This is a genomic window from Leptothoe spongobia TAU-MAC 1115, from assembly GCF_018739885.1.
In the GTDB taxonomy this organism is placed as follows: domain Bacteria; phylum Cyanobacteriota; class Cyanobacteriia; order Phormidesmidales; family Phormidesmidaceae; genus Leptothoe; species Leptothoe spongobia.
The window spans coordinates 117,337-131,564 of the sequence record NZ_JADOES010000009.1 but is presented as its reverse complement, the minus strand read 5'-3'; the positions used below and the strand labels follow the sequence as shown (position 1 = coordinate 131,564).

Genomic DNA, 14,228 nt, shown 5'->3' with positions numbered 1-14,228 from the left:
AGTGAAATTGTGCGAATAGGAATATAAAGACATGACGGCTCAAGGGATCAAAGGAAAAGACGTAGCCAGTGGAAATTTTGATCAGAATTTATCCGGTCGCTACAACCTGGATAAATTGTTTGCAACTGCTGCCTGGGCTGCCACAATTGTGTCAGTTTTGATATTAGCCTGGCTTTTATTTACAATTTTGATAGATGGTTTAGGAACTATCAATCCTAATTTTTTCACTGCCTTCCCGTCACGAAAGCCTGAAAATGCAGGGATCAAGCCAGCTTTGTTTGGTACGTTATGGTTGATGATGGTGGTGGCGGCAACGTCCTTTCCCATTGGTGTGGGGGCAGCCATATATCTGGAAGAATTTGCCACTGACAACTGGTTCACACGAATGGTAGAGATTAACATCGGTAATTTGGCCGGTGTTCCGTCTATTATTTACGGCTTGCTTGGTCTCGCTGTTTTTAAGCGCATCATGGAGCCGATTACTGGGGGTAACAGTGTACTCTCGGGCGGTTTAACTCTGTCATTGCTGATTTTGCCAGTAATTATCGTAGCTACCCGAGAAGCGCTTCGAGCAGTGCCTAACAGCATGCGTCTGGCTGGGTTCGCTTTGGGAGCTAATAAGTGGCAGGTTGTTTGGAGTCATGTGTTACCTAGCGCTATGCCTGGCGTTTTGACAGGTGTGATTCTGGCTTTGTCTCGTGCTATTGGAGAGACTGCCCCCTTGATTGCTATTGGTGCAGTTGCGTTTATTCGTTCGACGCCGAGCAGTCTCCAGAGTCCATTTACAGCAATGCCAATTCAAATCTATAACTGGGTTGGACGTCCTCAAGCTGAGTTTCATAGCATCGCAGCATCCGGAATCATTGTGCTGATGGTCATGTTGTTGCTGATGAATGCAGTCGCTATTTACTTCCGCAATCGTTTCCAGCAAACACGGTAGCTATTGCAGCCATTCTCTTTTAGACATTGGGTATTAGCAGGAATACTAAAATTATGCAAGACACACGTCCTCAAACCATGACTGATGTAGCCCTGAAGGCTGAAAAAATCTCAGTATATTACGGCTCTAACCTGGCGGTTAAAGACGTTTTTCTTGATATCCCTCGTAATCAAATCGTTGCCTTTATTGGTCCCTCTGGATGTGGTAAAAGTACCGTTTTACGTTGCTTTAACCGCATGAATGATTTGATTCCCATCGCTCGCGTTGATGGCAATATTTCGTTTAATGGTGAAGATATCAAGCGTTTTGATCCAGTAGAATTGCGTCGCCGTGTGGGTATGGTGTTTCAGAAGCCTAACCCGTTCCCTAAGTCTATTTACGAGAACATTGCTTTTGGTGCTCGTATTAATGGCTATCAAGGTGATATGGATGAGCTGGTTGAGCGCTCTCTAAAGGGTGCGGCTCTGTGGGACGAGGTTAAGGATAAGCTTAAGGATAGTGGTTTAGGTTTGTCTGGTGGTCAGCAGCAGCGTCTGTGTATTGCCCGTGCGATCGCAATTGAACCCGAGGTCATCCTGATGGACGAGCCTTGCTCTGCACTAGATCCCATCTCCACCTTAAAAGTGGAAGAACTCATGCACGATCTCAAGTCGCAGTACACCATTGTCATTGTTACTCACAATATGCAGCAGGCCTCTCGGGTATCTGACAGGACCGCGTTCTTTAATGCCCAGGCGACTGAAGCTGGCGGCAAAATGGGTTACCTGGTTGAGTACGACGAAACCCAGGTCATCTTTAGTAATCCTCGCGAAGAGTACACTCGCGATTATGTCTCGGGCCGATTTGGCTAAGGCTGATTTAGATTAGAGCGTTGTCACAATGTTCCAAAATATCTCCGTAGGGGTTCCCTTTGTGGGTGCCCCATTTTTTGTGTAGGGGCGTTACCTGCCATGTCCCTACTGTAATAACAAAATACCTGCCTGCATGAGGCCAATGGTGAATCCTAGGATGCCACCTAAGTTGACAATGGCCTGTAGCTCATTGCGAACGATGCCTTGAATCGCTGTTTCTAAATTGCGGGGTGATGTTGCCTTGACTCGATCCATAATCACCTGGTCAATATCCAAAATTGGAATGGCTTGGGCGACAATATTTTCTAAGTCTTCTTCTAGATAGCGTTCTAGGATTAGGGCCAATTCCTCGCTAGCGGTGTCTAAGGAATCCATCACCACCGATGAAGTTTGGAGCCGTTTGAGTAACCGCTGGGCGAGCTTGTGCCAGTCGATTGAGTCACTTAGCCCCTTGAGCAGCGGCACCCCATCGGTTTGTAGATAAGTGCGGATGGTCTGGCCCAATGTTGCCCTTAGCTGTTGAACCGTTGAGATCGGCAGCTCTTGTAGCGAGAAGTTCTGTAGCCACTCTTGAAACCGATTTTCCACCCGCAATGCCGTAATCAGCTCAGAAATGCGGTTGTTGCATTTGTCAGGCTCATCCAAACAGTAGGTGCGCAGGCGCGTTAAAGCATTGCGGACACCAAAAATATTAGCGACTACCCAGTAGGTACCACTCGTTTTCTCGCGCAGTGTTTCATCGATGACTTTGATGTTGCGATCGGTCAGAAAATCAATGATCAGCCGCCGAAGACGATCGGGGGGTAAAATCCCCTGGCGCACCCAGATAGCAATCTGTTTGGCTTGGTTTTCATTGAGTCGAAAATCCAGCAGCACTTGATCAAAAATATGGTCAATTTGGTCAGCTAAAAAATTCTCGTCTTTAGCCCATACTCTCAGCATCTTAGGTAGAGATTGACCCAGCATATCTTGCAGAATATTGCCGAGGATTTGGGCTGTTTTGTCTTGATTGGAGCTTTGGGTTTGGGTCAGTGCCAGATCTAGGAGCCAGCGAATGGCTGCCTGCATTCGTTCAGTTTTGAGCAGTCGTTTGGCAAGGCGCTGTAGCTCTTCTGGGGTGAGTAGTGACCCCATGATGGTATCAGCGATGCGCTTAGCCAATCGGCTTTGATTGCTAGGAATAAGTCCTGGCGTAAATGGTAGCTGGTGACCGAACAAATAAAGTGGCCGATAGGGCCGAAACAACATTTTGATGGCGAGATCATTGGTGAAATAACCAATGATGCCACCGGCAACCGGTGGTAATACTAAGAGAACGGGGGAAATCGTACTCATTTCTGAGCTACCAGGACACCCATCATGCCACCGGCCAGAGGGTAGTGAACTGCCTTGCTAAAACCTGCTTGATGGGCAAGTTCGACCTGCTCACGGCTGATCGGAAATCGATCCACACTGGGACCGATATAGGCATATTCCTCCGTCAGGCCGCAGCGCTGTGCGGCTGGGACGACAATGGTATCGAGATACCATTGTTGAAACTGCTGGACCAAAATCGAATTAGGTCGATGAAAATCTAGAACAGCTGCTTTTGCTCCGGGTTTTAAGACACGATGGAGTTCTCTCAGGCCTCGAGGAATATCAATCAGGTTTCTGAGGCCATAGCCCATGGTGGCGGCATCATAGTGATTGGCTGCAAAGGGCAAATTTAGGGCATCGGCTTCGACCCAGTTAGTGCGTGGAGTATAGCCTTTGGCTGCAGCTCTCTTGGCAGCGATCGCAAGTTGTTCCACCGCAAAATCTGCCCCCGTCACCTGACCATGTGCCCCCACCTGGCGTGCCAGTAATAAGGCTAAATCACCGCTACCACAGCACACATCCAGGACCGTCATGCCTAACTGGGTACCACTCCAGTCCACTGCCATTTGCTTCCAAACTGTATGCAGTCCAAAGCTCAGAGACTGGTTCAAATCATCATAGACCGGTGCAATGCGGTCAAATAAGTCACGAATATAATGGGCGTCGGGGGTGGCCTGAGCCATCAGTTTTTTCCTAAGGACACTGGGCTCAGTACCCATGAGGGTAGGGCACTGAGCCGATTCCTATCATACTGCTGCTAGTCCTGTGTTGACTGGCTCCAGTCCTGTGACCTAGAGACAGCGGTTGGCGATCAATGCTTGGGCCATTTGATTGGTAGGAATTGTGAGGATGTCGCGGACATCGTCTAAGTTACGGTAGCTGTGTTCCCAATGAAACGATACGACTGCCAGAAGTCGCTCATGGAAGACGACGGGGACCACCAGATGAGACCGGGTAGCGGTTATTCGATACAGTGAATCGTTGAGGTTACTAGCGCTCACATCAGGTAATACTTGCATCGTGCGAGTTGAGATCGCATTTTGTACCAAAGCATTATCCAGAAGGTTCTGGCCACAGAGATCGCCAAAGGTTGCTAGCGTAACGTTGTTTTCTTCAAGACATTGGATAGCGCATATCCGTGTGGATAGAATTTGGCCCCAACCATCGGCGATAAATTGAAGCGCATCGGCTTCTGCTATGTCGATATTGCCGAGCTCGGCGACTCGATTCATGAGCTGAGCCTGATGCTGAGCAACATACAGAGCATGATTACTTTGTTTGAGCAGCTCATAGGTATTGGCCGCTTGTTGGACGAGCTGTCTTAGGGTATCGGGTTCCCAGGGTTTAGTAATGTAGCGGTAGACTTGGCCATTGTTAATGGCTTGGACTAAATCCTCAACGTCTGTAAATCCTGTGAGGATAATACGTACTGTGTCGGGAAATTCCGGTACTGTTTTACTGAGAAATTCAGTGCCCGTCATTTCAGGCATGCGCTGGTCAGAGATGATCACAGCGACTTCACCATCATCTTCCAGCACTTCTAATGCCTGTCTGCCGCTCTCTGCTCTCAATACCTGATATTCACGGCGGAAAGTACGATAAAGCAAATCTAGGTTATCTGGCTCATCGTCCACGACCAGAAGGCGTGGCTTGCGCCGAGCCAAAATTGGACCTGAATTTAATGGACTAATGGTATTCATATAGTTTGCAGAGGAATACACAAAAAGCGTTCTGTTGGCTAATTAAGGATACCAATGGATTCCACAACCAACATGATTATCGCTGACGTTCTTAGTAAACCCAGGTTGAGAAGAGAGTTACGGTTGCAGTAGTTATCAAGGACATTTGATACACGCCTCAGGCTATTGACCGATACAATAAACTAGCTGACTGAGAGATAGGTCAAGATGTTACAGTCACCGCTCCATGTAGCCATCAATGTTTCAAATTTAGCAGCGGCAGAATACTTTTATGGGACGTTACTTAGACTACCTAAGGTTGAACGTACACTAAAATTTCCTGGAGCCTGGTATCAGTTGGGGGCATTTCAAATTCATCTGATCGTCGCGGATCGTGATTATGTGCAACCTGCGCCGGATGAAAAGTGGGGTCGTCGGCCTCATTTGGCATTTGCGATCGCAGATCTAGAAACCGCTAAACAAAGGCTAACCCATGGCCATGTACCGATACAGTCCAGTGCTTCTGGTCGGGCTGCTATATTTATCCACGACCCAGATGGCAATGTGATTGAATTGAGCCAGGTATAAAGTCTGGGGCTTGTCCCCCCTGTCCATGGCAGATGTTTCGCAGAAGTGGGAACAGTAGCCTAAAAGTAGCCTGAAGAGGTTGCCATGGAACGCCTGTACATTTTTATATTGATTGCAGCGGGGTTAATCCGTGAAGACTTTCATTTTTGGGCTACTTATCCTGTGTTTAGCCCTTCTGCTGGTGGAGTTAGCACTGCGGTTACTGTTTGGTTTTGGTAATCCTCCCCTCTATGTAGCAGATGACACGATCGGCTACCTCCTGGCCCCCGATCAGCAAATGCGTCGCTTTGGCAATCGAATTACGATTAACCAGTATTCAATGCGTACCCAAGCAATTGCAAAATCCCGACCCAGCGACACCCTGCGGATTTTTCTAATTGGGGATTCCATTGTGAATGGCAACTGGTGGACCGATCAGTCTGAGACGTTATCGGCCCTCATCGAAAATGAATTTTCCCAACGCAGTGGCCCACAATCAGTGGAAGTGCTCAATGCGTCTGCCAACTCTTGGGGACCTCGCAATGAACTGGCGTATCTAAAACGATTTAGTACTTTTGAGTCACAAATCGTTATGTTAGTGATCAATACTGACGACCTGTTTGGTACTCAACCTAGTTCGCTCCAAGTGGGCAAAGACCGTAGTTATCCTGATAAAAAGCCTCTATTAGCCCTAGCAGAAATTGCCAATAGATTTAAAAAACAACCCCCTATTCCAGGTCTAAAAGAGATTCAAAACGAAACAGGAGATCGCATTGGCAAAAATCTAATTGCAATTGAAGAGATAAAAAAATATGTGGATGCGAATGATGGTGTCCTTCTCTTGGCCATGACCCCTCTAAAACGCGAGGTCCTTGATGGCCCGAGAGACTATGAAATCGTTGCCCGTAAACGGGTAGATGAATTTGTTGCGCAACAACAAATTCCCTATCTCGATTTTCTCCCAGTGTTTCAAGCGACCCCTAACTCCGCCGCTCTCTATCGCGATCACATTCACCTTAGCCCCAGCGGTAACAGTCTAGTCACCCAATCTCTCACCGAACTCATGCTTCAGTCCCTGGTGATCCAACAGTAATCGCTCTGTTCTTCCCGTCTCCCTTTCTACCCTTACTTTCCGTCCACTCGTACCTCAGGGCATTCATAAGAGAGGCCCTTACCAGGCTACTATCTCTCTAAGTTCATTCCCGTGGTAGTATCAACTACACAGCTAGGGGTGCCTGTAATGACGGGCTGAGATCATACCCTCGGAACCTGAGTCTGGGTAATGCCAGCGTAGGGAAGCCAACCGCTTTAGATTTGCTGTCAATGCTGATCATATCCGTGGGCAATCCAAAAGGATGAACTATTTGTCCTTAAGCAAGTAACTCATTGCTCCTAGTGTTTTGCCCAAAGATATGAGGAAGGACTGTGTCCATAGGAGCAATTGCGTTACTGGTGACCCTGGTAACAGCAGCAGCATTTACCCTGTTTGGTGTCTTGTATGCCGGGCGTCAACGCATTGATTTAGAAGGCTACATGGTCAACCGTAACCAGGTTGGTGGCTGGTCAGCTCTAGCCACAGTGACGGCATCGGCTTTGGGGGCCTGGATTTTGTTTAGCCCCCAAGAGGCCGGCTCTGCGTTTGGGGGATTGTCGGCTATTTTGGGCTACTGTCTGGGCTCTGCTGGGGCTGTAGCGCTTTTCTTTATTGTGGGTCCACGTTTACGTCACCTTATGCCCCAAGGGCATTCCCTCAATGAATATGTAAAATATCGCTTTGGCGGCCCCATGTATTGGTTGGTGGAAGCCGTGATTGTGTTTTACATGTTTATTTACCTCACAGCGGAGCTAACGGCGATTGCGAAAGCACTCCAACTGGTAGCGGATGTCCCATTGGGTGTAACCGCTCTAATAGTGATTACAGCGGTTTTTATCTACACCACAGTGGGTGGCTTAGGCACAACTATCTTGACTGATGTAGTGCAGTTTGTGGTGATTGTGCCCCTGTTATTGCTATGTGCTGGAGTGATTGTAATGGCTTTGGGTGGGATAGAGGCCTTTAATGCGGTGGCTACTCGGCAGCCTGAATTACTCTCCCTGGGCAATATTGGTGGTCTGCGGTTTGGGGCAACGCTGATCATTGCGATTGTCGCAGCAGAAGTCTTTAACCAAGGCAACTGGCAGCGAGTGTATGCCTGTCGTGATAGCCAAACTGTGCGTCGGGCCTTTCTCGGATCAGCCGTGGTAATTTTGCCACTGATCTTGATTGCGGGCATGCTGGGTTTGTTGGCAGTGCCTTTAGCGGATGTTCAGCCTGACATTATCGGTGAGACGGCGTTGTTTGGTTTGTTAAGCCAGTTAGCAATGCCCAACTGGGTTTTGATAACCGTGATCGTATTGGCCTTGGCCCTGGTGATGAGTAGTCTTGATACCATGCTCAATGGCCTGGCTAGCGTGTTTACCCTGGATTTAATGCGGGTATTACCCGATCCATCCGCCAATAATGTACTGAAGGTATCGCGGATTTTAACGATACTGGTGGGGGTGCCTGCGATCGCAATCGCTGCTCAAGGATATAGTGTGCTCTACTTATTTTTTGTAGCCGATTTAATCTGTGCCGCAGTCCTGTTTCCCATGTTGTACGGCCTCTATAGCCGACACCTCAGTGGTCTTAATGCCTTTGTGAGCTCTCTGGTAGGCATGGTTGCTGGATTACTATTTTTTCAGAAACCCGACTTTTCACCCTTATTTGCAGCAGTACCTGGTAGTGCAGACTTGCTCCATAGTTTTGCCGCAGCCCTAATTACATCGACAGTTGTCACATTAGTTTGGACTGCCTTAGCAAAACAAAATGGCACTGCTCAAATTTTTAACTACGATCAGCTACGGGTCAGAACGTACTAATCCTGTACTGAGAAGAGTTAGTCTACTTATTTCCTGGGCCTAACGCTTCAATGGCCAAATCGTCACATTTTGTTGTTATCCCACCTATTTTTGGTTTGAGTATGAGAACTAACTGGATCGCTTCGCGCCGAGGACAAACTAATGTCAGTCAGATGCACTATGCACGTCAGGGCATTATTACTGAGGAAATGGCCTATGTGGCTAAGCGAGAGAATCTGCCTACTGACTTGATCAAGGAGGAGGTGGCTCGGGGACGGATGATCATTCCGGCCAATATCAATCATCCCAATCTAGAGCCGATGGCCATCGGTATTGCCAGCAAATGTAAGGTTAATGCCAATATTGGCGCATCACCCAATTCCTCTGACATTAGCGAAGAGCTAGACAAGATGCTGCTCGCCGTGAAATACGGTGCTGATACCGTCATGGATCTCTCCACTGGCGGTGGCAACCTAGATGAAATCCGCACTGCCATTATTAATGCATCTCCTGTTCCCATTGGTACAGTGCCCATTTACCAGGCATTGGAGAGTGTGCACGGCAGTATCGAAAATCTCTCTGAGGATGATTTTCTACACATCATTGAAAAGCATGCTCAACAGGGTGTGGACTATATGACCATCCATGCTGGACTGCTGATTGAGTATCTCCCCCTGGTCAAAAATCGTATTACTGGCATTGTGTCTCGTGGGGGTGGCATCATCGCCCAGTGGATGTTGCATCACCACAAGCAAAACCCTCTCTACAGCCGTTTTGACGATATCATCGAAGTTTTTAAAAAGTACGATGTATCCTTTAGTTTAGGGGATTCCCTACGCCCAGGCTGCCTGCACGATGCCTCCGATGAAGCACAGCTAGCAGAGCTAAAGACATTAGGAGATCTGACCCGTCGTGCCTGGGAGCATGATGTACAGGTCATGGTCGAAGGTCCTGGTCATGTGCCCATGGACCAGATCGAGTTCAATGTGCGCAAACAGATGGAAGAGTGTTCCGAAGCGCCCTTCTACGTACTTGGCCCGCTAGTAACCGATATTGCCCCTGGCTATGACCATATTACGTCTGCTATCGGTGCTGCCATGGCAGGTTGGTATGGCACTTCCATGCTTTGCTATGTCACCCCCAAAGAGCATTTGGGATTACCCAACGCAGAAGATGTACGGAATGGTTTGATCGCTTATAAGATTGCTGCCCATGCTGCTGACATTGCTCGTCATCGTCCAGGGGCTCGCGATCGCGACGATGAACTCTCCCATGCCCGTTACAACTTCGATTGGAATAAGCAGTTTGACCTGTCCTTAGATCCTGAGCGAGCCCGTGAGTATCACGATGAAACTCTCCCCGCTGATATTTATAAGACAGCGGAGTTTTGCTCTATGTGTGGACCTAAATTCTGTCCCATGCAGACAAAAGTTGATGCTGATAAGCTGAGCGAGCTAGAAAAATTCTTGGCTCAGGAAGCTACGGTTAAGGCCTAAACACCAGTTTCTTCTGGCTAATTGAATCAGGTAAAAACCAAAAAAGACAGGCCTTGATGACCCGTCTTTTTTGGTTAAGGCTGATAGCAATATCTGTTGAAGCAGCGATCAGACTTGTTGGTACAAGAGGCTAGAGCAGTCGATTCAACAGCAAGAGACTACTAAGAACAATAGCGATTGCTAATATCCATTGCCAAGGTTTTTCTAAGCTTCGTAAGAATCTTCCCCAACTCTTATAAAACTCAACTAAGTCTGCATACAGACTAGGCTTAGGTTCATGAGGGTGCGGTTGTTCTGGACCAGAGGGATTACCAGGAGATTTGATCTCTTGCTCAGGACATGAGAGCCTTGTTAAAGGCCTAGAATTGTAGGATCTTAGGGGACGACGTACAGACGCTATGGGAGCAAAATCTCCATGGTAGTGTCTGGTGGACGCCCGCCCCCGCAGGGGCGGCTTTACCCTCGATGCACGACGGGGTAAACGAGTCATCGGCGACCAATCCTCACAACTTCACCATCAAACGTAGGTACAGAGAGGACAAAGGGATCTGTAGAGTAGGTCAAAGCCTGCTCTTCTAGAATCCCCAGCGCGATTTGCTCACCCATACGCAGGCTATCGAAATAATCGGAGTAGTAGTGTACACCAGCCATATTACGACCAATGGAAATATTGGCTGCAAGTTTGTTTAACTCGCCTTCTAGCGTCAAGAAATTACCCTTTGTGTTTGCAACTAGCTCAGAGCCTGTGGAATTCGGTGAATACTCTACGGGTATGTCATGAGGCTGATAGCTTGCAAATAGATCCTTACAGGAACCATCGATGTTCCGACGAACCAACACTGCATCAGTATCAAAGAAAGCCTTCAAAATCGTTACACAAGCTCCAGCAACAGTTGCATGTCCTGCACCATAGGAGGGGTGCATAGGAGAGCCCTCCTGAAAAGCCATAGGTAAGAGAGCTGTATTCGATGCATTAGCTGTCCGGATAGCATCGACCGTGGGTTTAATGCTATCGGCAAGCTCAGAGAACGGGGTGCCAATGTGCTTAAACTGATGCTCAATGATTGACGCATACTCGACTCTTCCGGCGAGAGCTTCTGGGCGTAGGCGAATATGATTATTGAACTTCTGGTAACGTACTGCCTTTAGAGCGCGTGTTGCAACTTCAGTCACTAAAGTCAAAATATGAGGCCCACCGTACAGAGCAAAGCCACCAGCTGAGCGTGGAGACGATTGAGAGGTAACCCTATTGTTACTCGTATCCAGACTATTTATGAAGAAACTACCTTCACCAGAGAGATTAGCAAATCCAGGATCGAAGGGGGCACCTCCATTGGATTTCATAGACAGCAAGATAAGGCAAGCATTGAGATATGCCTCATACAATGCATCATCATGGACGTAAGTTGCTAAATCTCTGGGAAATGTGATGAAGCGGCGGGGAGCATTGCAGTCAAACAGCTCTTTGTTATCACGTAGGTTTGCACCATTTTGCGCACTTAGCCACTTTCCTTTTTCAGTTAAGTAATTTTGTGGCTTCGCAATAGGTACTTTTTGAGTGATTTGTAATGCGCCGTATTGAATTAATCCATGCCCAACACCGGGATGGCCTGGTTGGTCATTACCAATCAATAAAAATTGAGATACATATGGACCAACCTCTACTTTGGGGGACGAACCACGAAAGAGTGTTTGCTCAGTCATACTGCCAGCTTCAGTAGTGCGTGGTCGACTAGGAAAACCTTCAGTTGTATAAGGTAGTGCATTTAGTCTACCGAGGGAGCTGGTGATTGCTGCATTACTTGTATTACTTTTGAAGTCGGTTAGCGGTTGATCTCGAAGCAATGCTAATTCATATACTTCTGCCATTTCATATGCCAACTCATCGGATCCCAGGGCTGGTGCAGGCTCCATAGTGACAGCTTGTGGGTCTGGGCCTTCGAGTTCATAGACAACGCCTGCTGTAGGTGCTTCCCAGGCTCTTTCTTTCTCAGGTGATACGGGTACTTGTGCTGTGAAAGCATCGATAAAGCCCTCATCAATTGCTTGGCGAAATGCTTCGAAATCTTCTTTATTAGCAATAAGTCCGGTATTTTCATCGTGCTGTAAGCCTTTAGTAAAGCTCATAGCGTAATTGGTGTGAGCATAGCGCTGTTCATCCCCATTCGCCTCATGGGTGGGGTGCTGGCGGCTTCTAGCGAGTTCAGCTGCTTCTAGACGAACAGCATAGGACTCTTGGCGACGATCAGACATAAGAATCTTCCTACACGAAACGTTGGCTCGTTATGGTGCTCGTTGCACCGAAAATCTAATAAACGAGGTGTATGATTCCAATCTAAGAGTCACCATTGAAATCGCCAGTACCCTTGGGGGTGATTTCAATCATCCGGACGATTTTTGCTACTTTTTCCTAATTTTAACCGTAATTGCGGGATCAGCTGTCTGTAGTTCTTGCCATCGTGTTTGGATGTCACTGATGGTGTAAACCGCTTTGAAATCGATGTTGGCTTGAGCATAGTATTCAGCACCACCTTGTTGCCGATCGACTAAAGAAATGACCTGGTTAACGGCATAGCCAGCCTCGCGCAAACGCACAATGGCCTTCATAGCAGACTGTCCGGTGGTGACAACATCTTCCAAAATGACAACATTACTCTGCTCTGGTAAGACGGGACCTTCAATGAAAGCCTGGGTTCCGTGACCTTTGGCTTTTTTGCGAACAATTAAAGGCGTAATGGAACGTCCCTCGTAGGCAGCGACAACACTGATCGCTGTGACAATCGGATCGGCTCCCAAGGTAAGTCCACCGACGCCGATGACACTGTCATCCAGGTAGGTGAGCATCACACGGCCTACCATTTGACTACCTTGAGGATGAAGAGTGACTAATTTGCTATTGATGTAATAGTTACTTTGCTGACCTGATGACAATACGAAATCGCCTTCTTTGTAGGCGTCAGTGCAAATCAGATCGAGTAGTTGTTGCTTAACGGTAGAGATGGCGATTGAAGGGTTATCGATAAGGGTCATGGCAGTGAATATCAAGTAATCATTGGGTAATTTAAACCTTGTCCACTTCCAGAACTGGATTGTTTCTATAGAGGGAACTACAGGTTACAGTTTGGACTGGGTTTAGACGCATTCCAGGCTTAAGGTTAGGCAGAAAGTCACCCTAAAGTGTTGCAAAAGTTAGCAAAACAGATAAGATAGAGGCCAACTTTTGTTAAGCAATTTCGCTTAACATTTTGTCAGCTTTGTTATCAGCTGCTGGATTAGTGCTCAGACAGTTTATCGATTTTTATGTATCGGGGTACTATATGCCCCAAATTGTGAGGTAAAACCCATCATGAAATTTAAGGGATTAGTGCTCGGTGCAACCGTTGCGATCGCAACTTTATCAGCTATGGCATCCCGTGCTGATGCCCAGACGGCCAACTTTGATGAGCCGACTGTGCTTGAAACGATGGATGAAATTGGTGCTGCCGAGAGCGGCGACTATTCTAGAGATCGCAGTAGCTTTCGTCAGACGGCACATTACTTTGGTCTAGGTGTACCGGGCAGATCCGCTTTTCCTGAGTTAGAGCTCGATCGCAACAGCGATGCCATTCTCGAAGCCTATAACGAGTTGATGCTATTACAGACCCGTAATACCGCAACTATTCGAGTACCTGATTTGCCGACTCCCTACACCACCTCACTGCAGCGGATGCCTGGAGCACAATCCCGTAGTCGTGTGGTTGGCACTGAGCTAAACTTTCAGCCTTTACCAAGGCGATAACTGAAGAAAGCCGGAGTTTTCCAAACTCCGGCTTTCTTAATCCAGGGTGCAGGAGTTGAACCTGCCTAAGGCGAATTATGAGTTCGCTGCCTCATCCGCTCGGCCAACCCTGGCTTGATGGCATATTATTTGGCCATTAGATTTGTTATACCATAGCCAATTACTTTAAGGAGTGGAGCGATAGTTTTTGATATATTTGAGCTTAGTTTCTAAAGATACACTGTTTCATTGGTACCATTGCCGATTTTAAAGGATGGACCTATCTGCCAAAAGTACCCGATGCCAAGCAGGTTGCAGGTACGATCATCCCGACTAGCAGTAATCCCTCATTTTTGTCCGGCTAATTATTGACTCCCATTGCCGCCCCTCCTGACCCCATGAGAATTAATCCAGCAATTGCATTCACATTAATATTGCTAGCCGCTATGTTTGGCTCTGGTATTGTTAGCGCTTCTTGGGGCTATTCATTGGGGCGGCAAGCTCTTACAGGTATCCGCCAACCCGAAACTCGACCTGCCAGCGCATCAACAGCTAGTCGAGGGACAGCTCAAACGAGCGATTTTGTCTTGCTGAATGAAGAAGATATCCTCAAAAATATCAAGGCTCGTATTGAAGGTGGTTTGGATACTGCTGATTAGTCGAACAATGCAACAATACATAAAACCTACCCCCTTAGGGGGA

General features: G+C 47.5%; 14 protein-coding genes, 1 tRNA gene and 1 riboswitch. Of the genes, 8 read left to right on the top strand and 7 right to left on the bottom strand.

The window, feature by feature from the left end; genetic code table 11:
• Positions 1 to 31 precede the first annotated feature (31 nt).
• Positions 32 to 940 (top strand): phosphate ABC transporter permease PstA, encoded by a 909-nt coding sequence (gene pstA / locus IXB50_RS06995; protein ID WP_215608227.1) that lies wholly within the window; start codon positions 32 to 34, stop codon positions 938 to 940.
• A gap of 53 nt (positions 941 to 993) precedes the next feature.
• Positions 994 to 1,791 (top strand): phosphate ABC transporter ATP-binding protein PstB, encoded by a 798-nt coding sequence (gene pstB, locus IXB50_RS06990; protein WP_215608226.1) that lies wholly within the window; start codon positions 994 to 996, stop codon positions 1,789 to 1,791.
• 105 nt (positions 1,792 to 1,896) lie between these two features.
• On the opposite strand, the gene IXB50_RS06985 is transcribed toward pstB, so the two are convergent.
• The 3 genes from IXB50_RS06985 to IXB50_RS06975 all read right to left on the bottom strand — a co-directional run bounded on the left by IXB50_RS06985 (position 1,897) and on the right by IXB50_RS06975 (position 4,847).
• Entirely contained in the window at positions 1,897 to 3,126 is a 1,230-nt protein-coding gene (locus IXB50_RS06985) for a DUF445 domain-containing protein (RefSeq protein ID WP_215608225.1), read from the bottom strand.
• A complete protein-coding gene (gene ubiE, locus IXB50_RS06980; protein WP_215608224.1) occupies positions 3,123 to 3,830 on the bottom strand; it encodes a bifunctional demethylmenaquinone methyltransferase/2-methoxy-6-polyprenyl-1,4-benzoquinol methylase UbiE in 708 nt (235 codons plus the stop codon). Before ubiE ends, IXB50_RS06985 begins: the two co-directional genes overlap by 4 nt.
• Before the next feature lie 108 nt (positions 3,831 to 3,938).
• Positions 3,939 to 4,847, bottom strand: coding sequence for a response regulator (locus tag IXB50_RS06975; protein ID WP_215608223.1), 909 nt, complete (start codon positions 4,845 to 4,847; stop codon positions 3,939 to 3,941).
• Positions 4,848 to 5,054: 207 nt separating this feature from the next.
• Here IXB50_RS06975 and IXB50_RS06970 point away from each other — a divergent pair, with 207 nt between their 5' ends.
• The 4 genes from IXB50_RS06970 (at position 5,055) to thiC (ending at position 9,769) form a co-directional block, all read left to right on the top strand.
• Positions 5,055 to 5,414 carry a VOC family protein gene (locus IXB50_RS06970; RefSeq protein ID WP_215608222.1) on the top strand — a complete coding sequence of 120 codons (360 nt, stop codon included), beginning with the start codon at positions 5,055 to 5,057 and terminating at the stop codon, positions 5,412 to 5,414.
• A 130-nt stretch (positions 5,415 to 5,544) separates the two neighbouring features.
• Positions 5,545 to 6,486 (top strand): SGNH/GDSL hydrolase family protein, encoded by a 942-nt coding sequence (locus IXB50_RS06965; RefSeq protein WP_215608221.1) that lies wholly within the window; start codon positions 5,545 to 5,547, stop codon positions 6,484 to 6,486.
• 124 nt (positions 6,487 to 6,610) lie between these two features.
• Positions 6,611 to 6,707: riboswitch (TPP riboswitch) on the top strand.
• Positions 6,708 to 6,818: 111 nt separating this feature from the next.
• Complete coding sequence (locus IXB50_RS06960; RefSeq protein ID WP_215608220.1) at positions 6,819 to 8,294, top strand: sodium:solute symporter family transporter; 1,476 nt, start codon at positions 6,819 to 6,821, stop codon at positions 8,292 to 8,294.
• A gap of 101 nt (positions 8,295 to 8,395) precedes the next feature.
• On the top strand, positions 8,396 to 9,769 hold the full coding sequence (gene thiC, locus IXB50_RS06955; RefSeq protein ID WP_215608219.1) for a phosphomethylpyrimidine synthase: 1,374 nt from the start codon (positions 8,396 to 8,398) through the stop codon (positions 9,767 to 9,769).
• 130 nt (positions 9,770 to 9,899) lie between these two features.
• On the opposite strand, the gene IXB50_RS06950 is transcribed toward thiC, so the two are convergent.
• From IXB50_RS06950 to pyrE, 3 genes are all read right to left on the bottom strand, one after another.
• On the bottom strand, positions 9,900 to 10,259 hold the full coding sequence (locus IXB50_RS06950) for a hypothetical protein (RefSeq protein ID WP_215608218.1): 360 nt from the start codon (positions 10,257 to 10,259) through the stop codon (positions 9,900 to 9,902).
• Positions 10,256 to 12,022: a vanadium-dependent haloperoxidase gene (locus IXB50_RS06945; protein WP_215608217.1), complete on the bottom strand. Its 1,767-nt coding sequence runs from the start codon at positions 12,020 to 12,022 to the stop codon at positions 10,256 to 10,258. The genes IXB50_RS06950 and IXB50_RS06945 overlap by 4 nt, the downstream gene beginning before the upstream one ends.
• 147 nt (positions 12,023 to 12,169) lie before the next feature.
• Entirely contained in the window at positions 12,170 to 12,799 is a 630-nt protein-coding gene (gene pyrE / locus IXB50_RS06940; protein ID WP_215608216.1) for an orotate phosphoribosyltransferase, read from the bottom strand.
• Positions 12,800 to 13,115: 316 nt separating this feature from the next.
• Here pyrE and IXB50_RS06935 point away from each other — a divergent pair, with 316 nt between their 5' ends.
• Positions 13,116 to 13,547, top strand: a complete 432-nt coding sequence (locus IXB50_RS06935) for a hypothetical protein (RefSeq protein WP_215608215.1) — start codon at positions 13,116 to 13,118, stop codon at positions 13,545 to 13,547.
• A gap of 40 nt (positions 13,548 to 13,587) precedes the next feature.
• Here the strand turns inward: IXB50_RS06935 and IXB50_RS06930 are convergent.
• Positions 13,588 to 13,660 (bottom strand) — tRNA-Ile (locus IXB50_RS06930).
• Between the two features lie 264 nt (positions 13,661 to 13,924).
• Between IXB50_RS06930 and IXB50_RS06925 the strand changes: the two genes are divergently transcribed.
• On the top strand, positions 13,925 to 14,185 hold the full coding sequence (locus tag IXB50_RS06925; protein ID WP_215608214.1) for a hypothetical protein: 261 nt from the start codon (positions 13,925 to 13,927) through the stop codon (positions 14,183 to 14,185).
• Positions 14,186 to 14,228: the final 43 nt, after the last annotated feature.